This window comes from Zestosphaera sp., from assembly GCA_038843015.1.
In the GTDB taxonomy this organism is placed as follows: Archaea; Thermoproteota; Thermoprotei_A; order Sulfolobales; family NBVN01; genus Zestomicrobium.
In genome coordinates, this window is the sequence record JAWBSH010000002.1 from 193177 (window position 1) to 216131 (window position 22955).

Annotated in this window: 24 protein-coding genes; 11 read left to right on the forward strand and 13 right to left on the reverse strand. The window is 42.3% G+C overall.

Annotated elements, in window-relative coordinates; genetic code table 11:
- The first annotated feature begins 30 nt into the window (after positions 1 to 30).
- Complete coding sequence (locus tag QXL29_02510) at positions 31 to 603, forward strand: DUF429 domain-containing protein (GenBank protein MEM2283465.1); 573 nt, start codon at positions 31 to 33, stop codon at positions 601 to 603.
- On the opposite strand, the gene QXL29_02515 is transcribed toward QXL29_02510, so the two are convergent.
- Entirely contained in the window at positions 600 to 2030 is a 1431-nt protein-coding gene (locus QXL29_02515) for an ATP-binding protein (GenBank protein MEM2283466.1), read from the reverse strand. The genes QXL29_02510 and QXL29_02515 overlap by 4 nt on opposite strands.
- 280 nt (positions 2031 to 2310) lie before the next feature.
- Here QXL29_02515 and QXL29_02520 point away from each other — a divergent pair, with 280 nt between their 5' ends.
- From QXL29_02520 to QXL29_02550, 7 genes are all read left to right on the forward strand, one after another.
- Entirely contained in the window at positions 2311 to 3555 is a 1245-nt protein-coding gene (locus tag QXL29_02520) for an NDP-sugar synthase (GenBank protein ID MEM2283467.1), read from the forward strand.
- Positions 3556 to 3604: 49 nt separating this feature from the next.
- Complete coding sequence (locus tag QXL29_02525) at positions 3605 to 5143, forward strand: glycogen/starch synthase (protein MEM2283468.1); 1539 nt, start codon at positions 3605 to 3607, stop codon at positions 5141 to 5143.
- A 344-nt stretch (positions 5144 to 5487) separates the two neighbouring features.
- Positions 5488 to 6171: a transmembrane electron transporter gene (locus tag QXL29_02530; GenBank protein MEM2283469.1), complete on the forward strand. Its 684-nt coding sequence runs from the start codon at positions 5488 to 5490 to the stop codon at positions 6169 to 6171.
- A gap of 34 nt (positions 6172 to 6205) precedes the next feature.
- Positions 6206 to 6550 carry a hypothetical protein gene (locus QXL29_02535; protein MEM2283470.1) on the forward strand — a complete coding sequence of 115 codons (345 nt, stop codon included), beginning with the start codon at positions 6206 to 6208 and terminating at the stop codon, positions 6548 to 6550.
- 99 nt (positions 6551 to 6649) lie between these two features.
- Positions 6650 to 6880: a DUF2283 domain-containing protein gene (locus QXL29_02540; protein ID MEM2283471.1), complete on the forward strand. Its 231-nt coding sequence runs from the start codon at positions 6650 to 6652 to the stop codon at positions 6878 to 6880.
- The gene (locus QXL29_02545) at positions 6877 to 8556 is read left to right on the forward strand and encodes a DUF4910 domain-containing protein (protein ID MEM2283472.1); all 1680 of its coding nucleotides are present in this window, start codon (positions 6877 to 6879) and stop codon (positions 8554 to 8556) included. Before QXL29_02540 ends, QXL29_02545 begins: the two co-directional genes overlap by 4 nt.
- An 8-nt stretch (positions 8557 to 8564) precedes the next feature.
- Complete coding sequence (locus QXL29_02550) at positions 8565 to 9107, forward strand: cob(I)yrinic acid a,c-diamide adenosyltransferase (protein MEM2283473.1); 543 nt, start codon at positions 8565 to 8567, stop codon at positions 9105 to 9107.
- A 15-nt stretch (positions 9108 to 9122) separates the two neighbouring features.
- Here QXL29_02550 and QXL29_02555 read toward each other — a convergent pair whose 3' ends face one another.
- Positions 9123 to 11213 carry a sodium-translocating pyrophosphatase gene (locus tag QXL29_02555; protein MEM2283474.1) on the reverse strand — a complete coding sequence of 697 codons (2091 nt, stop codon included), beginning with the start codon at positions 11211 to 11213 and terminating at the stop codon, positions 9123 to 9125.
- A gap of 117 nt (positions 11214 to 11330) precedes the next feature.
- On the opposite strand from QXL29_02555, the gene QXL29_02560 reads away from it, so the two are divergent.
- A complete protein-coding gene (locus tag QXL29_02560) occupies positions 11331 to 12335 on the forward strand; it encodes a hypothetical protein (protein MEM2283475.1) in 1005 nt (334 codons plus the stop codon).
- Positions 12336 to 12342: 7 nt separating this feature from the next.
- Positions 12343 to 13299 (forward strand): GDP-mannose 4,6-dehydratase, encoded by a 957-nt coding sequence (locus QXL29_02565; GenBank protein MEM2283476.1) that lies wholly within the window; start codon positions 12343 to 12345, stop codon positions 13297 to 13299.
- A 21-nt stretch (positions 13300 to 13320) separates the two neighbouring features.
- Here QXL29_02565 and QXL29_02570 read toward each other — a convergent pair whose 3' ends face one another.
- The 5 genes from QXL29_02570 to QXL29_02590 form a co-directional block, all read right to left on the reverse strand.
- A complete protein-coding gene (locus tag QXL29_02570; GenBank protein ID MEM2283477.1) occupies positions 13321 to 15537 on the reverse strand; it encodes an elongation factor EF-2 in 2217 nt (738 codons plus the stop codon).
- An 89-nt stretch (positions 15538 to 15626) separates the two neighbouring features.
- Positions 15627 to 16328 (reverse strand): ERCC4 domain-containing protein, encoded by a 702-nt coding sequence (locus QXL29_02575; protein MEM2283478.1) that lies wholly within the window; start codon positions 16326 to 16328, stop codon positions 15627 to 15629.
- Between the two features lie 202 nt (positions 16329 to 16530).
- Entirely contained in the window at positions 16531 to 16779 is a 249-nt protein-coding gene (locus QXL29_02580) for a hypothetical protein (GenBank protein MEM2283479.1), read from the reverse strand.
- A 5-nt stretch (positions 16780 to 16784) separates the two neighbouring features.
- Complete coding sequence (locus QXL29_02585; protein MEM2283480.1) at positions 16785 to 17291, reverse strand: iron-sulfur cluster assembly scaffold protein; 507 nt, start codon at positions 17289 to 17291, stop codon at positions 16785 to 16787.
- 37 nt (positions 17292 to 17328) lie between these two features.
- A complete protein-coding gene (locus tag QXL29_02590) occupies positions 17329 to 18555 on the reverse strand; it encodes a cysteine desulfurase family protein (protein ID MEM2283481.1) in 1227 nt (408 codons plus the stop codon).
- Between the two features lie 138 nt (positions 18556 to 18693).
- On the opposite strand from QXL29_02590, the gene QXL29_02595 reads away from it, so the two are divergent.
- Complete coding sequence (locus QXL29_02595) at positions 18694 to 19962, forward strand: cysteine desulfurase (protein MEM2283482.1); 1269 nt, start codon at positions 18694 to 18696, stop codon at positions 19960 to 19962.
- Positions 19963 to 20038: 76 nt separating this feature from the next.
- Here QXL29_02595 and QXL29_02600 read toward each other — a convergent pair whose 3' ends face one another.
- From QXL29_02600 to QXL29_02625, 6 genes are all read right to left on the reverse strand, one after another.
- Positions 20039 to 21103: a DHH family phosphoesterase gene (locus QXL29_02600; GenBank protein MEM2283483.1), complete on the reverse strand. Its 1065-nt coding sequence runs from the start codon at positions 21101 to 21103 to the stop codon at positions 20039 to 20041.
- Entirely contained in the window at positions 21057 to 21386 is a 330-nt protein-coding gene (locus QXL29_02605) for a hypothetical protein (GenBank protein MEM2283484.1), read from the reverse strand. The genes QXL29_02600 and QXL29_02605 overlap by 47 nt, the downstream gene beginning before the upstream one ends.
- Positions 21379 to 21744 (reverse strand): prefoldin subunit beta, encoded by a 366-nt coding sequence (locus tag QXL29_02610; protein MEM2283485.1) that lies wholly within the window; start codon positions 21742 to 21744, stop codon positions 21379 to 21381. Before QXL29_02610 ends, QXL29_02605 begins: the two co-directional genes overlap by 8 nt.
- A 77-nt stretch (positions 21745 to 21821) precedes the next feature.
- Complete coding sequence (locus QXL29_02615) at positions 21822 to 22088, reverse strand: hypothetical protein (protein MEM2283486.1); 267 nt, start codon at positions 22086 to 22088, stop codon at positions 21822 to 21824.
- Between the two features lie 16 nt (positions 22089 to 22104).
- Complete coding sequence (locus tag QXL29_02620; GenBank protein ID MEM2283487.1) at positions 22105 to 22683, reverse strand: hypothetical protein; 579 nt, start codon at positions 22681 to 22683, stop codon at positions 22105 to 22107.
- A gap of 13 nt (positions 22684 to 22696) precedes the next feature.
- Positions 22697 to 22945, reverse strand: coding sequence for a 50S ribosomal protein L37ae (locus QXL29_02625; protein ID MEM2283488.1), 249 nt, complete (start codon positions 22943 to 22945; stop codon positions 22697 to 22699).
- Positions 22946 to 22955: the final 10 nt, after the last annotated feature.

Sequence of the window (22955 nt, forward strand, 5' to 3'; positions counted from 1 at the left end):
TTGGTTAAGGTATGATCTTGGGTTGATAAAGTGCGTTATGGCGTGGGTCTCGACTTAGCGGCTAAGCAAGATAGGTGTTCAGGCGTTGCGGCGATTGACTCACGTAGTAGGGAGGTCGTAGAAGTGAAGTGCTTAAACACAAACAACGAAATAATTGGTTTCGTCTCTAGTTTGAGACCCTCAGTTGTAGCTATTGACGCGCCACTGGCTAGCGAGCCTATAATGAGAGAAGTAGATAGGTTGATGATAAAGCTTGGTTTAAGGGTCTTCCCACCTAACTTTAAATGGATGAAGCAACTTACTCTGAGAGGTTATGAGTTAATGAATAAGCTTAATAACTTAGGTTTCACAGTGATTGAGACACATCCCAGGAGTGTTTTAAAGTATGCTGGCGTAGAAGACTTTAAAGAACTTTTCGACGTTATAGGTGTGAAATTAGTCAATCTGCAGGTGTTCAACAAACATATTGTGGACGCTCTAATAGCTTCTGCAGTCGCTTACTGCTACGTGGCTGGCTGTACAAGCAAGGTGAGCTCTCATGACGGAGTTATCTACTTGTTAGAGAAGAGGAAGATGGGGAGAGAATCAGTCTCAAGGACCTAAATCTCTGTTTCTGATGGCAAGTAAGTTATTAGGATTCCCTGGAATCTCCTAGCCCACCACCTTAAGTATTCTTGAATAGACCTCCTCTCTTCAGTGCTAATCATAAATTTCTTTTTAGCCCATTCAACCTCATCATTTCTCACTATCCCATCGCCTTTGCTAGCAGCGAGTCTTAAAAACGCGTCTAGCTCAGCAAGAGAAAACCACTTACTTAGTTCTACAATCCTGTCTATCACAGACTCTTCAGCAAACCTTATTAAGTATCTCCTAGCGTTGTTAAGAATAGCTTTCCTCCTCATTTCCCGGTCGGGATATCCTAAAACTACGGTAGTGTCTATCCTGCCAGGCCTCAAGAGTGCTGGGTCTATCAAGTCTGGATTGTTGGCAGTAAGTATAGTGAATGGTCTGTCAGGTTTTTGCAGGTGGTAGAGGATAGTTGATATCTCGCTCACATGCGCCTCATGTATCGTGTACTTCCTGGAAGATATGAACTCTGCATCATCTATCACTAGAGCAACTTTATTCTTTTGCTTGAATATTTGCTGAAATATCGCGTTAAGAGCCTTCTCAGTAGCTCCGTACCACATAGACCTGTAGTTTTGGGGCCTTAACTCTATTATGTTGAGGTTGAGTGCCGAAGCCAGAGCTTCAGCTAACACAGTCTTGCCAACACCTGGAGGTCCAGTAACGAAGGCCCCCTTAGCTGAGAAAGTAAGACCCTTGAATATAGGGTTAATTAAAATAATCCTGATTTCCTCTATTAACTTGTGAGGCAAGTCACTTAAACTCCATGAGGGCTTCCTTATAGGTATTCTTATGTCTCTATATTCGTTTCCGTCACTCACGATCACTCGAAGCTCGTTGTGCTCAACAGGTCTCAAGCTGATCACTGAGATTGGCTGGAGTAGTTCGTAAGGAGCTACATCTATTCTTTGCTTTCTCAAATCTTCTACGAGCCTTACCCAACAACTATTCACTATCTCCATGATTCTGTTCCTGATCTTATCATCCTCCTCGTCAGGAGACACCAAGATTACAACAGGTCTCAACCCCTCTATTTCTTTACCCTCTGTGAAAGTAACTGAAGCTGCGAGTAACTCAGCCTTCTTAAATCCGCTTAATACTAACCCTAATATCCCGTAATACTTCTTCTTAGAAACTATCTTAGAGAATATGTTGAGTGAGAGCGGCACTAACGCGGAGGAAATGTCACTCTCTCTAACTAAGAACCTAGACCTAATCTTCAGGTAGTAAGCAAAATCTAGGTTGTCAAGGTTTTCTAGGTAGTTATAGTGCTTACTAAGAGTTGCTAGGAGTCTGTAAGATATGTATGAGTCTTTGTAGGGAACGTAAGATACGAAGAGATTCTTAACGTCCCTGTAAAGATTACTCCAAAGCATCTTAGCGTCTCTAAGCTTCCTCGTCATCTCTAACCCAATGTAGGATACTTAATCAACACATATAAACATATCTGACTTTCTGCCTCTAGGGGGTTGAGGCTCTCTCCAGAACTGCCCGCGAGTTCAGTTTTGTTGTTCTGTCTCTCGTTGTTAATATGTATTATTACTTAAAGTCTACTTATTTACGTGGGTTTTCGTCATCTCGAGGAGCAGAGCTTATTCGGTTGTCGGGACTCTTAACGCAAGAGCTTTAAGAGTTGCTTCATTTAATTAGTGCGTCATAGAATGATTCTTGGGGTTATGAGAAGTGTTGAAGATAGCTGTAGTACCTGTTGGCGGCGAGGCTGTTAGGCTGAGACCACTCACTATAGAGACTTCAAAAAGTATGGTGAGATTTCTTAACAAGCCTCTCTTAGAGCTAGCTTTGCTTCGATTAGCTAGGTCAGGTATTAAGGAGGTCTACCTAGGTGTTAGAGGATACTATAATTATAGAGACTTATTCGATTATTTCAGGGAAGGATACTGGTTTAGAGAAAGATACGGTCTCAAAGAAGATTTGAGAATTCGTTATATGCCGAGGTATGACACTTTAGGCAATGCTGACGCTGTGAGGATAATTATGGAGTATTACGAGATAAAAGAACCTGTCGTTGTGATTCAGGGCGACAACATATTTGATTTAGATGTTCAGGAAGTTTTTAGAGAGCATTTGAGGAAGAAAGCATTCATGACTATCGTGCTTAAGGAAGTCGAGGACGTCAGGGAGTTCGGGGTTGCTGAGTTAGGTGATGACTTAAGAATAAAGAGATTTGTTGAGAAGCCGAAGCCGGAAGAGGCTCCCAGCAAGTTGGCTAATACAGGAATTTACGTGATTGACGCAGAAATAGTTGAGTTTTTTAAGGAGGGGGAAGGCAAGAGACTGCTTGAAGAAGGCAAGATGGATTTTGGGAATGACGTGATACCTAAGCTAATAGAGTTAGGCTTTCCTGTCTACGGGTACTTAACGACTAGTTACTGGTTTGATGTGGGGACCCCCGAAAGATACCTAAAAGCCATGATCTACCTACTCCATAGTATGAAGGCCGAAGACCTTGAAGCTAAAGAAATCCACGGTGGTGTCTTAGGTATGGGCAAGTCTAAGATGTCTATGAACCTGCATGAAACTATACGTAGGAGAATACTTGAGAACGACCTCATCTTTATAGGCAAGGCGTTGATAGGGAGACACGTATCTATAGGTAGTAGGTGCTTGATAGAAGACTCAACGATAGATAATTATGTGGTCGTAGGGAATAGGTGCGAGATAGTTAGGTCGGCAGTCATGGACAGAGTCAGGACAGGAGATAGAGTCAGAATAGTTGACTCAATTATTGGTAGGCACGCACTTATAGGCAATAACACCATCATAATAAATAGTGTCGTAGGAGACAATTCTGTCGTAGGAGATAACGTTAGGTTAGTTAATGTGAAGGTGTGGCCGCACGAGCAAGTATCAAGTAACGCATCAATAGAAAACTACGTCGTTAAGCCACATTACGTACAGCAGTATTGAGGAGGGGTCTACTCTGATAATCGCGCCCTCTCAGATAAGGAGGATATGGATAGTTACGTTCGAGTATGCAGGCATTAAAAAAGTCGGCGGTTTGGGTGAGGCAGTCAAAAACATTTCAGTAGCTTTAGGCAACCTAGGCTACGAAGTAACTGTGGTTATGCCTTCACACGGAGTTGATTTGGGTCAGCCGCTAGAAGGTGTTGTCTGTAGCGGGACACGTGTTGGGGAAGACCGCTGGCACTACCCCTACAAAATAGGGTTTAGTTCTTTAAACATCAGCGATAGAGTCAAGCTAATATTAGTTAGGGGAGTTGACTCTAGAACTTCTACGATCCTAGAAGATCCTTACGTGTATGGTAGGGTTGAAGAAAAAGCTTGTCTACTGTGTAGAGCTCTAATGTGTTTAGCTGAGTACCTAGGCTTTCCAGACATTATTCACAGCAATGACTGGCATTCTGCGTTAGCAGCCGTCGCACTCAAAATATATGCTGAGCAAAAAGGTATAGCACTTCCCCACTTACATCAGATACACTTGCCAGGCTCTCCCAGGTTTTCATGGCATTATATATCGTCTGAGTGGTGCGGTGTTCCGGCAGATGCGCACCGTATCTGGAGAGTCTGCTGTCACCGTCTCGAAAACACATACGATTTGTGGAAGTCCGTCGACGGCGACCTCGAAGCGTTCGCCGTTGTAGAAGCTGATGCGGTCGCTACAGTCAGTCGTAGCATGATCAACGAATTACTTAGTAGGTACGGTGACTGGATTCGAGAAAAGACTTGTTTTATATATAACTCGACAGACTGGAGCTTAAAGGAAGTAACTGACTACGCCTTAAGTAGTTACGGGGAACTTGACAGGGCTAAGTTGAGGTGGGTTTTAATCAGAGACCTACTCAGTAGGTACAGCAGTACGGGTCGGTTAACTGAAGGTGACGCATTAGTACTTAGTACCGGACGCTTAACTCCACAGAAAGGCTTTGAGTATCTCCTCAGAAGTTTTAGGAAAGTGCCGGAAAGACTAAGACTAGTTATTCTCGGTATCTCAGTAGGGGATTTAGGGTACGAGGAATACATACGTCAGTTAGTGCGAGACTTAGATGGCAGGGCGGTCTTAATTACGGAGAGAGTAGATCCGCGCACATATAAGTTGCTGCATTACGTGGCAAACGCGTTTGTAGTTCCCTCGATCTACGAGCCTTTCGGGGTAGTAGCTATTGAGGCGATGGCTGTCGGCACCCCGGTAGTGGCGAGTAATGTAGGTGGATTAAGCGAGATAGTTGAAGACTTGAGGTCCCGGGAAGATGGTTGTGGGTTTAAGGTTCAGCCAGGAAATGAGTTAGAACTAAGTGAAGCTATACAGAACTTATCGTATTTAACGCTAGTTAGTGAGTTAGGCGAAGGCTTTGAGTACTTAACATACGATAATCTAAGAAAGCTAGCTAGCAAGAACTTGTCGTTAGGACATATAGTTAGAGAGAACTGTATTAAGCGCGTTGAGCAAAACTTCAGAATACACCACACTGCCGAGCAAGTGATTAGATGCTACGAGCTAAGTAGGAAGATGGCTTACTTCAGAGCAATAACTTAAAACACTTCTGTCATAATGTCAGAGAATCTAATGAACTAGTGTTCAAATAATGAATCAAACTTTATATAATCCCTTAACTCACATAATTTTATGTGATAGACATGGACGGTTTAAGTTCTTCTCTAATGATGTGTGAAGATTTTTGTAGCGAGTTCTGTGATCTGAAGGAGGAAGAAGAGCTTGAGTTATGTCTAGATTCATGCATGAAATACTGTACCGCATCTAGAGACTGAGTTAGGTACTGATTTTACGGAAAATTTAAAAACTTGCTTCATCAGTAATCATAGTGTCTGTAAGAATGATTAACACGAGCAATTTTGTGGACTCACGTAAGAGGGAGTATCTTGTTAGAGCTTCCTAGCCTTATTTTCATGCTTGTTTACTGGGCTTTAATAGACTCTGTAGATCCATGCATCTTTGCTTTATTCGTGTCCATATTGATCTCTGCTTCTTTAATGAATATTAGACACGTAGTTAAGATAGGGTCTACCTTCATAATATCGACGTTTCTCGGATACCTAGCTTTCGGCGCTTTGCTAAGGTTCCTAGCCGGGGGATTACCTAGATGGTTGTTAGGTCTTGCTACACTATCATACGGTCTAGTCATGCTAGTTAATACTCTCAAGAGTAAAGAAACTGACACTCAATTGTTCGTGTGCAGAGAAGATAATCTGCCGTGTAGAATAATCAACACTCTGAAACTCGATAAAGTCTCAAGAGATGAAGTACTGCCGACAGCGACGTTAGGTGTTATAGCGTCTTTTACGTTGCTTCCCTGTAGTGCAGGTCTCTATATATTGTTCAATATTGTAATGATTGAGTACGGCTTCTTAACTTGGTTATTGTTATCTTTGCTATACGTAGCCGTGTTTGAGACTCCTCTAATACTAATATTGCTGTTCTTCGTAGGCTTTTCCAGAACTAAGAGAGTCAACGAGGCATTAATGAGTAAGCAGAAAGCAATTAAAGTGATAGGCTCTCTCACTATGATTGCAGTATCGATCTACATACTAGCGACTAACATTTAAATCTCTGAAGCGTTATTTAGTTAGGTGATTTTAAATGACGGAAGCGGACATCGGGCAAGATGAGGTTACTTGGGGGATAATAGCCTGGATAATACCCTTAATAGGGGCTATATTAGCTCTAGTTTTGAGACCAGGATATAAATACGCTAAGTACTGGGCTTACCTAAACATATCCTTCTTCATAGTAATCGTCGTTAGCGGCATCGTAACAAGTATACTAGCTTTTATACCGTTCATCGGCTGGCTTATAGGCATCCTCATATGGGTTGCATTACTTATCTTGTGGGTTATAGGCATAGTAAAGTCAGCTAGCAGGACCTACTGGAAGCCACCAATCATCTACGACTTAGCTAGGGCTCTAGGTATTGAGAGGGTATGATAACTTCATAGCAGTTTGAGAGGATAACGCTCAAAAACTTTCATAAATTTTTGCATGTATTGTTTTTATAGTTTCGCAATACTAGAGTTTGGTGTCGGTATGAGTGAACCGGGGACTAAATGGAGGGAATTAGTGATTAGAGACATTGATCAAGTGTGGTTTGAGTATGATAGGCAGACAGACATTCTATACATAAACTTCGGTTACGATGTTGAGGAAGCTGATGAGGCTTTACTGACGGAAAACAACGTGGTTGTGAGGATTAAAGAGGGCAGAGTAGTTTCTCTGACTGTGTTTGATTTCATGAAGAGAATAGGTCTTGAGGTATGAGTGCTTCATCACTACTTAAGAATGTCGAGTCTGACGCAAGACCTTACGAGTTAGTAGAGTTAGTTACGAGATTATCTTCTTACCACAGGATACAGGGCTCGCGCGATTTGATAGAGGCGGGAGATTTCATAAGAGCTTCTTTGGAAGAACTGAGTAAGGACGTAAGCGTTAGAGTTTTTAATTACGCGAATCCGCCGAGATGGTTAAGCCCCATAATTGGTTGGGACTTGATCGACGGTGAAGTACGCGTAACACACCCAGAAAAAAAGATGCTTTCATCTGTTAAGAAAGCGTTCACGTCTGTCGCAGCTCACTCGCCGTCAGGCGAGTTCTATGGCCAAGTAAGTTATGCGGAAAGCGAGAATTTAATACCAGACGACGTTGAAGTGTTACTGACTAGTAACAGAAGCCTGGACATGTACTTCGAAGCTGTTAAGAGAGGAGCTAGCGCTGTCTTAATATATAGGAGAGACGCGCCATCAAGAGGCATACCATATGTAGGGCTTTTCCCAACACCTGATGAAGCCCACAAGATGAAAGCTCCAGTAGTCTGCATTCCTAGAAGGAGCGCGGAAAGGATAAAGACGCTACTCAACAGGGGCGAGAAAGTAGTTGTTGAAGGCTTTGTTAAGTCAATATATAGTGACCCGAGAGAATTGAAGGTCGTTACAGCTGAATTCGGTAATGGTGAAAAAGAAATACACATAACAGCACACTATTGCCACCCTAAAGGAACTGTTAACGATAATGTGAGTGGTGCGGCGACGTCATTATATGTAGCCAGGTTACTCAGTAAGCACTTTGAGAAAACACCACGCTATTCACGAGGTATTAAAGTCAGGTTTGTATGGGTACCTGAGCATTACGGGTCGCTAGCTTTAGTCAGTAGATTACTTGAAGAGAATGTTGAGATTTTAGGAACGCTTAATCTGGACATGATTGGCGAGAAACAAACTTTAACAAACTCTACACTAAATTTTATACGTTCGCCAGTACTGCTCTTAAGCGAGTTTGAGGCACACGCTTTCAAAATCTTCAAGAGGTTGAGTATCGGCTGGGGGCTAACTACCTCAAGTACTGGAAGACCTTTACTGAGGTTTGATTTGAAGCCTTATGAGGCTGGGAGCGACCACGATTCTTACGTAGTTTTCGGGATACCTGCAGTCTCATTAACTAACTGGCCTGACAAATTCTATCACACTAATTTAGACTCAATCGACAAGTTCAGCCCTGCTAACTCTTTAAGAATTGTGATTGCAGCACTCAGAGCAGCACTAACTTTTGAACCCAGTAATTCCGAAATGTATCACTACGTAAACTACGTGAAGGGCACAGAATACTTTAGTCTTCCAGCACCCTTATATAGAGTCCGTCAGAATCTTTATGAAGAAAGAAGAGCCTGCGAGATTGCGAGGGAATTGGCTGGCTATCCATCTCCTCAATATCTGCTTAGAAAGATTAGAGAGCCTGAGGTTCGTGAAGAAGTGAAGAAGTTTCTTAGTAAAGCGTCGTGGGCTACGACAGCCTACATTATAGCGAATCTCTACTCTTCTTGTGGGCTCGTCGCCAGCGACTTGAGAAAGTCTCTGGTTGCTGAGTTGGGAGTTAGAATTGATGAGAGAGACTTCAACACTATATTAAAGTCTATAGAATTACTGAGAAACACTTCTCTTTAGTGATTTTCATGTTGTTAGTTTATTACGGTAAGGGAAAAGGCAAGACTACCGCGGCGTTAGGTACGGCTTTGCGGGCTCTGGGGAGGGGTTGGAGAGTACTATTAATTCAGTTCATGAAAAGTGGTGCGAGCGGTGAAGTCTACTTCCTGAGAAGCTTGCCACACACCTGCAGGAAAAGGATTTACGTAGTTAACGTAGGTATAAAAGAATTTGTTAATCCAGAAGACTTAAGTGATTACAGAGCCTCAGTGACTATGGCTTTAATATACGGTTTCCTCAGGGAGGTTTACCCGTCTCTAATGCGCAGGTTGCGTCCTGAGCTAGTCATTTTTGATGAGCTAGGCATAGCGTCTCATATAGGGCTAGTTGATGAGGGACTGGTACTCAGTATTCTGAAGAAATTTGTGAGTAATCCTCAAAAACATGCCATAATCACGGGGCGCTACGTACCGAAGACTGTGAGAGATATTGCTGACTTAGTTACTGAGGTGAAGGAAGTCAAGCATTACTATAAAAAAGGCTTTGTCAACATCGAAGGCTTAGACATTTGATTGGTCGTATCTAGCTCAAGGTGGTATCAACATCTTATAGAGGTTGTAGCTTACCACGTAGTACGCGAAAACCAGCGACACTATACTCATCAATTTAATCAATATATTTATGGAGGGTCCTGCCGCATCCTTCATTGGGTCGCCAACAGTATCTCCTATTACGGCAGCTTTATGAGCCTCACTGCCCTTACCTCCATGATGTCCTGCCTCAATATACTTTTTCGCGTTGTCCCACGTATTCCCTACGTTGCCCTGGAAAAGCCCTAACAGCAATCCAGAGATAGTTGCTGCGAGTAGCATGCCTGCAAGACCGTGAGGTCCTAAAATGAAGCCTACGACAAGTGGAGTCGCTATAGCTATTACTCCAGGAAGTATTAGTCTCTTTATAGCGTAGGAAGTCACTATAGCTACTGCTTTCCCGTAGTCAGGTTTCTCCTTAAACTCTAGTATTCCGGGCTTTTCTTTGAATTGTCTCCTGATCTCTTCTATTAGGACAAAAGCTGAATCACTGACTGCGAGTATTACTATCGAAGTAAATAGAGCAGGCATCACTACCCCTATGAACATCCCTGAAATTAGTCTAGCGTCTAACACTGTTAGTGACTGGAATAAGCTACTTAAGTCTGCCCCGGTATAGTACTGAAGTATCGATGCGTAAGCGCCTATGAAGGCTAGAGCTGTGAGAGCCGCTGAACCTATTGCGAAACCCTTGCTAACAGACTTCATAGTGTTTCCTGCAGCGTCTAACTTATCAGTTATAGTTCTAACTTCCTCTCCTAGGCCTGCCTGCTCAGCTATTCCTGCAGCATTGTCAGTTATAGGTCCGTAGGCGTCAGCACTCACTACAACTCCTGTTAAAGACAGCATGCCCACTGCAGAGAGTGCTACACCGTATATGCCTAGCCAGAACTCTCGCGTGGGTAGCCACAAAACTAAGAAAGCTGTTAAGGAGGCAACAGATATCATTACTGCAGGTATGAAGGCGCTTAAGAAACCATACGAGAAACCTGTTAAAAGAGTGAGAGCAGGTCCTGCCTCAGACATCTTAGCAACTTTCTTTACTGGTGAGTACCTAGAGTTAGTGAAGTAGTCACTAGTTAGTCCTATTGCTACCCCAGCTATCAGACCAGCAACTATCACAATCCATACTCTAAAACCTAATTCACCACTGATTAGTGAGTTGATCCCGAAGAAAGACATGAGGGCTATAAGAACGGAGGCCGTCACGGTAGCTAGGGTTAGTGGTTTTGAAGGGTCTCCACCCTCTCTTGTACGCACGACAAACGAAGACAGTATTGAAGCGAGAATCCCTGTAGCAGCCACTAAGAGCGGGATTAAGGCAAAGCTACTCCAGGAATAGAGACTGAAACTCCTTAGTTGCGTAGACGCTATCACCATCGTAGAGATTATAGCACCGACGTAAGACTCAAAAAGATCAGCACCCATCCCAGCCACGTCACCCACGTTATCACCCACGTTATCTGCTATCACTCCAGGATTTCTAGGGTCGTCTTCAGGAATCCCTACCTCAACCTTACCTACTAAGTCAGAACCTATGTCGGCTGCCTTAGTGTATATTCCTCCCCCTACTCTAGCAAATAAAGCTACTGAGGAAGCCCCGAAACTATAACCGATTATGTCGTTTATAGCTTCAGGAGTCTCCCCGTAAATGATGTATTGAATAACAATTAATAATAACCCTATACCTACTGTCATTAAACCCATTACTAAACCGCCGTTAAAAGCTAGTCTAAGAGCTCTGTTTAGACCTTTCTCTTTAGCCACGTTAGTTGTTCGCACGTTAGCGTTCACAGCTATCTTCATACCAACAAAACCTGCAATTATTGAAGAGAGTGCTCCTAAAACGTAGCTAGCCGCCATTCTATACCATCCGAGGAGTAGCAGAAGAACAACTATTATGACCGCAATACCGAAGATAACTGTATACTGTTTCTTGAGATAAGCACTAGCTCCTTCTTTTATGTACTCGTGAATCTCTACCATCTTGCCGGACCCTGGAGACTCTTTAATGATTCTATAAGAAGTCAATAAAGCATAAACTATTGCTATCACTGAAATACCCAAGACCACGACTTCAGCATACATATCATACACCCGGAATACTACATATGAGGTAATGCTTAAAAAGCTTCATTTTGTTTTATAAATGAAGTCTGTAGACTTCAGATAACTAGTAATGGTTGCTGAGGTGATGAAGAGGGATTGAATACTCAGTATACGTCCATATACACCAAGATAGGGCTTGACGAAATCCTAGCGACCGCTGTGCTCTCAACGGCTCTGGTTAGTAAGGGAGTTAGAGCGTACGTGGAGTTCGTCCCCCCAACAATCAAGAGCCCAATCAAGATAATTAAGAGTTACGCCGTAGGAGTCGCTCCCTCTCAGAACGTAAGCATATATAGCTCGATAGGCTTCCTCCTAATTCCAGAGAAAAGATTGGGTGTTGTTACTAAATACGACGACACCGGAAAAAGCGAGATTTTAATGAGTCTCTCTGAAACACATACTCTAACTCAAGTAGCATTAGAGTACGTTCAGACACTAAATGCTTTGATAGACCCTCCAGAACAACTAATTAAAGACATCACATACATAGCTACTGGAAAGCCTGCTGAGGCTAGCAAGGTAGGCAAGGCTCTAGCTAAGGCTATCAGGATAGACTACAGCTCCTCAGAGTTTTTGAGTAGTCTCTACGCGTATTTCCTACAAGTATTACGAACTAAGTCATACAAGTTAAGTCCTGAGATAGAAGAGAGAGCCGCGAAATACGATGAGGCCTTAAGACTAGTAGATGAATTACTAAAAAGTGATAACCTCTTAAGTTATGGTCCTCTCAGAGTAGCCGTGATATCGCGTAGCTTTGAGAAACCGTTAATTCGAGATAATTATAAGTTATTGAAGCCTTTAGTCAATGACGTGCTAATTAAGCTCTGTAAAGAAGACGGAATTGGGATGGTGGTTCTTGAGACAGACTTAGGGCATACCTTGAAGATATGTCTTGGCTCAAGAAAAATTAGTTTCGTTAACATAATATCTTCTCTCCCCAAAGAACTCTCTAGCGAGCTTAACGTGACGCTGAAAGGTAATCACGTATTAATTAAGTTTAAAGACCCATCTAAAAGTTCCCTAGATGCTGTCTTAAGCATAGCTGAGTCCGTAGCTACGGGCTTAACCCCTCTATTAACCTCATCACTTAAGACTCAGTGATTATAAGATGAAGGCAGTAGTTACTGGCGGGGCAGGCTTCATAGGCTCGCACGTAACTGAATACCTAGTCATTAAAGGTTTTGAAGTAGTAGTCGTGGACAACTTGAGTTCAGGTAGCCTAGAAAACATTAACCATTTAATCAAGAACGGTAAAGTCAAGCTCTTAATTAAAGATTTAAAGATTTTCGATGACGAACTAAGGAACGCATTTAATGAAGCAGACACAGTATATCATTTCGCGGCCAACCCAGAAGTAAGAGTTTCGATGACAGAGCCGCGCACACACTTTGAGGAGAACGTGTTAGTAACTTTTAATGTTCTTGAGGGCTGCAGACTGAACGACGTTAAAGAAGTAGTCTTCGCAAGTTCCTCGACAGTATACGGTGACGCGCAAGTCTTTCCTACTCCAGAAGACCACCCGACTAAACCCATATCTGTTTATGGCGTCTCAAAACTAATGTCTGAGAACTTGCTTGCTGGCTACAGCGATATTTACGGCATAAGAGCGCTGAGTCTTAGGTTCGCTAATATAGTAGGTCCCAGACAAACGCATGGCGTCATAGTAGACTTTATTAGTAAGTTAAGAAGGAACCCTAAGAAGCTTGAGATCTTAGGTGACGGGACACAGAAAAAGTCATACCTTCATGTGATAGACTTAATAGAAGGCATGCATATAGCACTAGAACACTTGAGAAAATCAAGCGCTAGATACGAAGTATACAATATAGGCAACACTGACTGGATCTCAGTCAAGGAAATAGCTGATTTAGTTGTCGAGGAACTAGGACTTAACAATGTTGAGTACGTCTTCAAGCCAGCAACACAGGATGGTAGAGGGTGGTTGGGAGACGTCAAATTTATGCTGCTTGACGTCAGGAAACTGATGAGTTTAGGATGGCGGCCAAAGCTTTCTTCAAAAGAAGCTCTAAGAGAAGCTATTAAGTGGGTTAAGAGAAGATCTTAGAAAATTGCGTGTTCTAATTGCTTAGAAAGGAGATATGAAGTCATCAGGCCTCGGAGGTTCTGGCTTCAAACCTTTCCTTTGCCTTATCTTAGCAACGATATCCATTAACAGGGACTCCGGTACTGGTGCCCACCTACTGAACTCAGTACCCCAGAAGGCCCTGCCAGCAGTCGCTGATCTCAGTTCATTAGCTAGGTCTAGTGATTCGCTCACAGGTATCTCAGCTATTACTCTAGTAGCGTTACTACTTAGGGTAATTACGTCAAGAACTTTACCTCTCTTTCTAGTTATGACGGAAATAGCTGAGCTCATTAAGTCTACTGGCACTCTAATGTCTATCTTCTGTATTGGTTCTAAGAGTGTAGGTCTAGATAACAACATCCCAGCATATATTGGGTTCCTGACGGCCGGGAATATTTGTGCTGGACCTCTATGCGCCGGGTCTTCATGAACTACCGCATCGTGCAGAATAACTTTTACTCCTCTAACTCTCTCCATGCAGAGAGGACCCTCACTCATGGCTAGTCTAAAGCCCTGAATAATAGTATCTTTAATTTCTCTTAGGTATTGTACGCCAGTAGTTTTATCAACGAATACGTTTATGCCTTCGTCTATTGCCCAAATCCTCTTTGCTTCATCATAGTCCCAGCCAGCCTGGTCTCTTAATATTCTTGCTACTTCTCTAGGATCCATGTTTTCGGTTATAGCTCCTTGCTGAATGAGCGAGATTGTTTCATCGTTGAGTGGTTCAACACTTATGTAGAACTTGTTATGCTTGTTAGGAGACTTGCCTTCAAGAACTTGAGAAGAGCTCCTTATGGTTTCTCTATACACGATTATCGGGGGTGTTGTGTCTACTTCTATCCCATAATTTTCTTTAAGTAGTGTGAGAGTTATTTCTAGGTGTAAGGGTCCCATACCAGCTATCAAGTACTCTCCAGTCTCCTCATTTATTTTAACTATTAAGTTAGGGTCTTCTATAGCCATTTTTCTCAGAGAATCTATGAGTTTTGTTAGGTCTTGGGTTTTCTTAGGCTCTATTGCCATAGTAACGACTGGTTCTGTGACATACCTTAATCTCTCGAAGGGTGCGGCCATGTCCTTAAATGCTGTGCTAACTGCTGTCTCTCCCGCTCTAGCCCTCTCAAGACCTAAGACTGCACCAATATTACCTGCAACAACTTGATCTACTTGCTCTCTGAAAGGTCCCATATAGAGCGATACTTGAAGAATTTTCTGTGGCGTCCTCGAGTTAACTAGCCAGACCTCCTCACCAGCTCTGAGAGTACCTGACATTACCCTCCCAGTGGCTACGAACCCGGCATGAGGGTCTAACCTCATGTCGTTAATCATGTACACCAGGGGTCCGTTAGGGTCTGCTTCTAGCATAGCTCTCCCAAGTTCTGTGTTTATGTCTCCCTTCCATATCTTAGGTATTCTGTATTTTTGTGCTGTTCTTGGGTTAGGAACGTGAGTAATCACAGACTCTAACAAGGTTTCATGCAGTGGAGCTATTTTCTGGAACTCCTCGACAGCTTCTCTGCCTTTCTCATAAGCTTTAATTAACTCCATTATGTTGGTTCCCTTCTTCTGAGCGTGCGGGACCGTCAAGCCGATCTTATCTTTTGCTGAGCCAAATATTACCTGACCTTTCGCGGCATCTAAAACCCACTTATCCCTAAACTCTGGGTCAGCATTCTCTATTATTAACCTATTAACTTCTTTTATTATGTCTATAAACCGCTTCTGAATCTCTTGTGGTGATAGCTTCAGCTCCTTTATTAACCTGTCTATTTTGTTTATGAATAGGAGTGGTCTTACCCTCTCTTCTAAAGATTGCCTGAGTACTGTTTCAGTCTGGGTCATTACTCCCTCAACAGCGTCAACCACTACTATCGCGCCGTCGAGAACACGTAGAGACCTAGTGACCTTGCCTGAGAAGTCTACGTGTCCAGGAGTGTCAATCAAGTTTATGACGTAGCCTCTACCGCCTAACTCGTGATATAGACTTATGTTAGCAGCCTTTACTGTAACACCTCTCTTCTGTTCTACGTCAAGGTAGTCTAGAGCTAGAGCCTCACCAGCAACCTTAGCAGAAATTATGCCTGCAGCAGCTAACAAGACATCAGACGTGGTAGTCTTGCCATGATCTACGTGTGCAATTATGCCTATGTTTCTCACGTGTTCTAAATCACTCATTATCTTCTGGATTTGTTCTACTGTCTTGTATCTAGGCATACCTACTACCCACAAAAGTAATCTTAAGAGAGTTATAAGCTTATGCTATCCTCGATTTCGAGAGTGAGTACATAAGACACTAAGGGTCGCTACTTTCTATTAATAAACTTATCTAGTGAAGTTCCTGGAGTGCTCTGAGATCCTTCCTCAACTATTTTCTTAAACAATTTCACTTTATCTTCACTCATGCCCTCAACTCTCATAAGTTCTGCCGCCTGAGCGTTTATCACTGCTTTCAAGCTACCGAATTTGTTGAGTAGCCTCTCTGCTAATGTGGGTCCTATCTTAGGAAATGAAGAGAGCACGTAGATTTGCCAGGCTCTCAGGTCACTCGTTTTAGGCTTCCTTTCCTTCCTGTAAGTAGGTAAGGGAGCAGATGTCTTTCTACCGAATTTCTGCGTTTTCTCAGCAATATACTTTATGAGCTCGGCGGTGTGCCTAGAGTCCCTCGTGTAGAGTATGGGGATACTAAAAGATAACACGGCACTAACTAAAGCAGCCTCGATAGATCTAGGGTTTTCCGTGTATTTATCTATATCTAATAAGTTACCTTCCACTACTAAGATAGCTTTAAATTTTTCAAGACTCTTTAATCTCTTCAGCTGATCAAAAAATCTACCCTCATAAACAGATCTAATCAAGTCATCCAATCTCTTTCTCTCCAAGATAATCAAGTCGTTAATCACGTAATCGCCTACATCTAAAACCTTAAAAATAACTGAAAATCCCGCACTTAATAAGTAATAAGGAATCTCGGAAGATTTTTCTCGTTCATCAACGTAAACTCTCATATCGTGACCAACTCCAAATAGTATGCTATAATTATCACTTAAATTAGTATCTTTACACTTAAGATAATATTGTTGCTAAAGGTTAAAGGAAAGGATGAGGTTGCATGGATTGAGTCGAAATTTACAGGGAGATTGTTTTTGAGGTGATTGTATTTTCTCATTGATAAAAGTTAGAGCTTGTAAGGATATGAGTTCCCAACCTTCAGGAATTTGTGCTCTTCTTAACTCTAGCTAATATAGCGTTATCTTCCAACTCTTTGAGAACTTCTAATGTATACCCTTTCTTCTTTAAGATAACCCTAAGCACGTCGGGAGGTAGAACATCCCTATAAAATACTATCTCAAAATAGTCAAGCTTTTCACTGATTAACTTCATTAACTTAATGACGGGATCACTTGTACATCCACCGACCTTACCACTACGCAGATCAAAGATTCTATCCTCACTCATCCGCCTTACCTACTTGTTGGCTCCTTAGGCTGTCTTCCATACATTCTCTCAATGAGTTCTTCCTCTTCCATAGTCTGTTTCTCCTCAACGGTTAGGTCTGAAGGCAGCCACTCAGGTGTTTTGCCTATTATGCTGTAGTAGCTCCTAACAGCTCTTTTGAGAGCTCCTACAGCAAGTACGCTACAGTGGTATTTTATTGGTGGTAGACCGCCCAACTTATCGGAGAGGTCTTGCCACTTAATGCTCCAAGCTTCTCTAAGAGTCTTTCCAGTTATTAAGTCTGTAAGTATGCTTGCAGCTGCTATGTTAGCGGCACATCCGTAACTCTCAAAAGATGCCTTCTCTATGATTTCGTCATTGCTTATTTTAAGATAAAGTTTTATCATGTCGCCACACGCGGGACTGCCCGCTACTGACTGAACCGTCGGGTTTTCGATGGGTCCAGCGTTCTTTGGGTTCTTAAAGTACTTAAGCACTTCCGGCGAGTAGGGGAGTGGAATTCGTGAACTCATTGTTTTGCCTCCATATAACATTGTTATTTTAGAGTTATTAAGCTTTCTTAGGAGTCAGTGGACTGAGGCTCCTAAGCCTCTCAACAGACTTAGGTAGCACCTCAAGCACGTACGTTATGTCATCTGCTTTATGGTGCTTCGATACCTTAAATAATATACTCCCGTGAGCTAGCTCATACTCTCTCCCGATAGCTAAGAGTACGTGACTAGGCTCGAGAAACCTCGAACTACAAGCACTACCACTCGAGACGTAGACCCCGTGGCGGCTAAGCTCTACGGTCAGCGCCTCACCCTCTACATATCTGAATGATATGTTTACGTTATCTGGCGCTCTTCTGTCACCTAAAGGGCCGTTGACAACTACCTCATTAACAGAGTTTAAGATTCCTGTCAATAATTTATCTCTTAACTTAATCATGTGGCTTACATTTTCCTCGAATTTATTGAATGCCAGCTCTATTGCTTTCTTGAAACCGGCTATCAAGGGAATTAACTCAACGCCAGGCCATAACTTCTCGACACTTAGTTGTCCTCTTATTATGGGTTCGATCTTTACATTTTCCTTAATGTAAAGTAATCCGACTCCTCGAGGCCCCTGGATTTTATGACTACTTAAGGTCATCATATCAACGTCTAATTCTCTCACACTTACTTTGATTCTGCCATAAGCATCACTAGCATCCGTATGAATGACTGCTTCAGGACTGTAATCTCTGATTATATCTATTAATTCTTTTAGTCTCTGTATTGTCCCTATCTCGTGATTAACTAGCTGGATGCTTACTAGTGCTGTATCCTTATCCACGTAGTACTTAAGGATCTCGGGGTTTATGAAGCCCTCCTCATCTACAGGAATCCTCACTACTTTTAATCCGAAAAGCTCTCCGACAAACTCAGCTGGGAATATGACACTCAAGTGCTCAACAGATGAAACTAATAACTTCTTGCCTCTCAGATTCTTTCTGTTAGCTATGACGTAGCCTTGTATGGCTAAGTTATTAGCTTCAGTGCCGCTGTGCGTAAATACGAAATCCTCTGTATTGCTGGCCTCGACTGTTTTCTTTACAAGCTCCTTAGTCTCTATGAGAAGGTCTAGGGCTTCCCAACCCGGCTTATGAGTTATTGCTGGATGTCCATAACCATACTTATTGAAAAAAGGCCTCATGGCTTCTACGACCTCATCAGGTACGTAGCCTGAGTTCTCTAAGTCAAAGTAGACTTCTCTTGATGGCGTACCATGCTCTTTCAGTAGCTCTTTAACCATGTTCCATCCCTAATAACAAATTTATAGTAGAGTTATTAAGCGTTATTTGCTGTTCAAAAAGTAAACAGAGTTTATCTTACGCTAATAACTAATTTATTTTCGGTGAAAACTTTAAATTATTGTTGGAGGTGTTGCGTAGTGCTCGATCCAAGTGTTTTAAGGGAGGATTTTCCGCTCCTCATGAAGAGAAATCTCATATACTTCGATAACGCCGCTACGTCTCAGAAGCCTCTTCAAGTAATTGAGGCAATGAGGAATTTTTATGAGAACATTAATAGCAACATTCATAGAGGTGTTTACAGTCTCTCCATGGAGGCGAGTAGAGCATATGAAGACGCTCGCGAAGTAGTGAAGGATTTCATAAGAGCTAAGTATCTTGAGGAAGTGGTATTCACGAGTGGCGCTACTCAATCCCTTAACATAGTTGCTTACATGCTTGCTCCAAAGTTGAGTCCCGGAGACAACATCGTGGTCTCTATAATGGAACACCATAGTAATATGCTACCCTGGGTACGGATCTCCAAGCTTAGAGGAGTTGAACTCAGAGTTGTTAGATTAAGTAAAGACTACGTTATAAATTATGAAGAACTGACTGAACTGGTAGATAAGAAGACTAAGATTATAGCTATTAGCCACATGAGTAATGTGCTGGGAACTATAGTTGACATTAGAGCTGTTTCTAAGCTAGCTCGGGAAAATGAGTCGTTCCTAGTCGTAGATGGAGCGCAAAGCGTGCCTCATATGCCTGTCTCAGTTAGAGATCTCGACGTGGATTTCCTAGTTTTTAGTGGACATAAAATGCTAGGTCCTACTGGGATTGGAGTTCTCTACATTAAGAAAGAAATACAAGAGTTCTTAGAACCGCCTTTTACGGGTGGCGGCACGGTGGAGGACGTAACGCTTAAGAACGGTACTCTCGAGGTGAAATTTCTGAGGATGCCGTGGAGTCTGGAGGCAGGCACTCCCAACATAGCCGGTGCTATAGGCTTAAGTGAGGCAATTAAGTATCTCTCGAAAGTTGGAATGGAAAACGTAATTCTCCACGAGAAAGCTCTCACTGCTTACACGCTCAAAGAGGTCAGTAACGATGAACTATTAAGCAAATACGTTAAGATATATGGACCAACAAACCTGGAAGTAAGGGGCGGTATTGTAGCATTCAACGTTGATGATATGAATCCCAATCTAGTCGCATCATTTATGGATGCCTATAACGTAGCTGTGAGGAGTGGGTACCACTGTGCTCAACCCCTTCATGAGTATATAGGGGCAAAACTAGGTACAGTCAGAGCAAGTTACTATATTTATAACACTAAAGAGGAGATAAGTTTAATGATTGATGCGCTACGTGAACTCGTGAAAAATAGGAAGATCTTGCAGGCTACACGCAATAATGATATTATCTAGGAAGTTAAGACTCGCAGTATGTGCCTACTGCCGATGAGCTTATAGGTCTCATTATGTTTGAGATCTTACTTCTTTACTAAGAGCACTTATCAGCCCATCTACCCTCCTCTAATACATTAACTCTTACGTTTAGTTTGGTAAAGAATCGCCTCACCAACTTAATCACTTCATTAACGTCTATTTCGTAATTTAAGGAAAGTCCTGCCGCCCCCTCATGACCTCCACCCGACCCCCTAAGCTCTTCAGCCATATACGTAATTAGGTCAGACGCTACCGGAATTCTCAGAGTGTTTATTATTCTTCGAGAGGCTCTGACATAGATTCTTGTTTCGCCGGACCTGGGTGAAATAGCTATAGCCACATCAGCTCCTGAATCAATAAGGGTTTTCAGAACTGAAGCTTCGTACGCACCCACACAAGTTACAGCGAGTATAAAGTCTCTATTTAACTCGTAAAGTCCAGCTCTTGAAATCCCTTTAAGAATAGCTATTTTTTCGCTTCTGTCAATTTCTGTTGTAGTAATCATCATATTAAAAGCTTCTTCAAAACACTCACTACACAAGCTCATTAAGTAGTAGAGAGCTCGGAAAGTAGAAGGCTTAGCTAATCTCAAGTTCTTAGTATCATATAGTATTCCAGTAATCAAGAGAGTTGCTAAACGAGCTTCTGGCTTTAGCGAAAGTATCTCCATCATTAAAGCAACTAACTCACTAGTAGACCCAGCATCTTTAAAGTGAATAGACACTAGAGCCTTCTCAGACAGCTCGTTAGTTTCGTGATGATCTATAATCACGTAGTTGCGGCTAGTCGCAACGTCCAGTGCAGGAACTTGAGACTTGCTTGAAGCGTCGACACACACTATTAGATCACACGAATTTACTGAAGTGGCTAAGTCTTCCTCAAGTCTTAAATTCTTGACTATCTTAGCAGCAATCCTGTTAAGTCCTTCAGGAATGAGGACTCCAGACTTAATGGTGCTGGATACTGATTCAGTAATAAACTTGACCCCGAGAAGAGAAGCTATGGCATCAGGATCTGCGTCTCTGTGTGTAGAAAAACACACTACTGGATAGTTTTTAAGGGTATTCACTAGCTTATGTGTTAACTCTATTAGCCTTCCCATATCTTCTGAGTAACTCATCCTCAAACGACTCCAAAACATTATCAATTATTTGATCTAATAAGACCTCTAGCTCCGGATCCGGGTTTTTAGGTCCTCTATACTCTAGCTCAATAACCACATTAATCTGGCCTGAGTCGAGACTTAAAGAAATTGACGTCTCATACTCATCTACACGGCCAGATATAGAGTTAAGAAACCTACTCAGTTTATCCTCAATTAAAAAAGTCAGCTCTCTTAAGTCTTCCTGAGTTATTCGACTTAGGTCAAGACCTAAGGACTTCACGTAATCCTTACTAACCACTCTTTCCCTCGCCCGGCACTATCCTATACTTCTCTAGTTCTTTCTTCACGGTTTCAAACTGCTTCCTCAGCGACTCCTCAATCTTCTCGAAACTCTGTAGTCTTACCTCAAGTTCTTCTTTCTTTTCCTGAAGTTCTTTTATTGTAGAGTCCCTGTCTACTTTCACGAATACGAATCCAGTATTTTTATACACGGCTGTATCTGGCGAGACACTCTGGAGTATGTTTAAAGCTCTTTCAACATCTTTCAGCTCTGAAGAAATTACGGTCTTCTGCGTTATTACCGACGCTAGCTGAGACTCTATCTGTTGGTACTTAAGTATTATCTGCTCAAGTTCGGGCGGTATTTTCTGAGCCATACCATCGCCTCACATAGATAACGCCACACACCTTATAAAACTTCACTCAGATAGGCAACCAACTAACCTACTCGAGATTATTCATTGAGGTTCCTTAAAACCCCTATAATCATACTGACTAACCTGAGGGTGTTTGAGAGAGGCGGTATTAGTGCTCTCGGCTCAGAACCTCTGAAGACTAACTTGAGAGTACAGCTTACGCGACTAACATCAAACGAAGTACCCCTCAGCTTGAGGCTACTTTCAGGCATTAAAGATTTTAATAAAGCTTCAGCAAGTAAGCAGTCTTCTAAGTCAATTAATACCTCAACAAGAACCTCGCCAGTATCAGAACCGCTGAACACTTACCGAAACACCGATCTAAATGCTTTCCTGATTATTATTTAGAGTAGAGTAACATAATATCTTAGTTATGTTGAAAGCAGGTCCGCAAGCCCTCCCCGTACTAGAGCAGTAGAAAGCTATGGAGGCAATATTCTCGTTTCCGGTCACTTCAAGTTCTATGGCTTCAGTAGGTTCTGTAGACTCGTGTATTAGTGCGGGCCTAAAAATTTCTATCAGTACCTCACACACTCTCTGAGGGAATCCCTGAGGAACCCTACTAAAGTTAAGCACGAGCTTCTTCACATTGTAAGGTATTTGATGACCTCTAATCTCTCTAAGCAGCTTTAATGAAGACATCAGCATTAAGTATTTTCTAACTAAGTTTGTGGTGTCTCCTGGAACTAAGTATGTGAGTGCTGACGGATTACCCTTCTTTTCTAAAACCATTAAAACACCGTGTGAGGAGTAGTGCTTAGTAATAGCGGCAAGATCCTCATATGTTGCTTTACCCCTGTTAAACTTAATTGAGTTAGGAACTACCCTGACGAGGTCATTAACAAAACTCCTAGTTCTTCTTGAAGGCTCTCTAGAAGTAGTTATTAATAAGCTACTCATAAAAGAGCTCCACTTACTCCTGGACTTTCGGAGTCCCTACTTCTGTGGTGGGGGTATACGCGCCCCCAGCGAAAATAGTTTCACACTTAGGGCATTGCCATACTCCCACAGAGAGTCTCTTCATAGTCACTCTAGCTTTACAGAAAGGACACGTGACATCAGAGTATCTCTTCTCCATGATTTCCTTCCACTTCTTCCTCAGAGAAGAGCCGTACCTGGCCCCGAACCTCCCTGCAATGCCAGTAACTTTAAGTTTACTCATAGCTTTATCC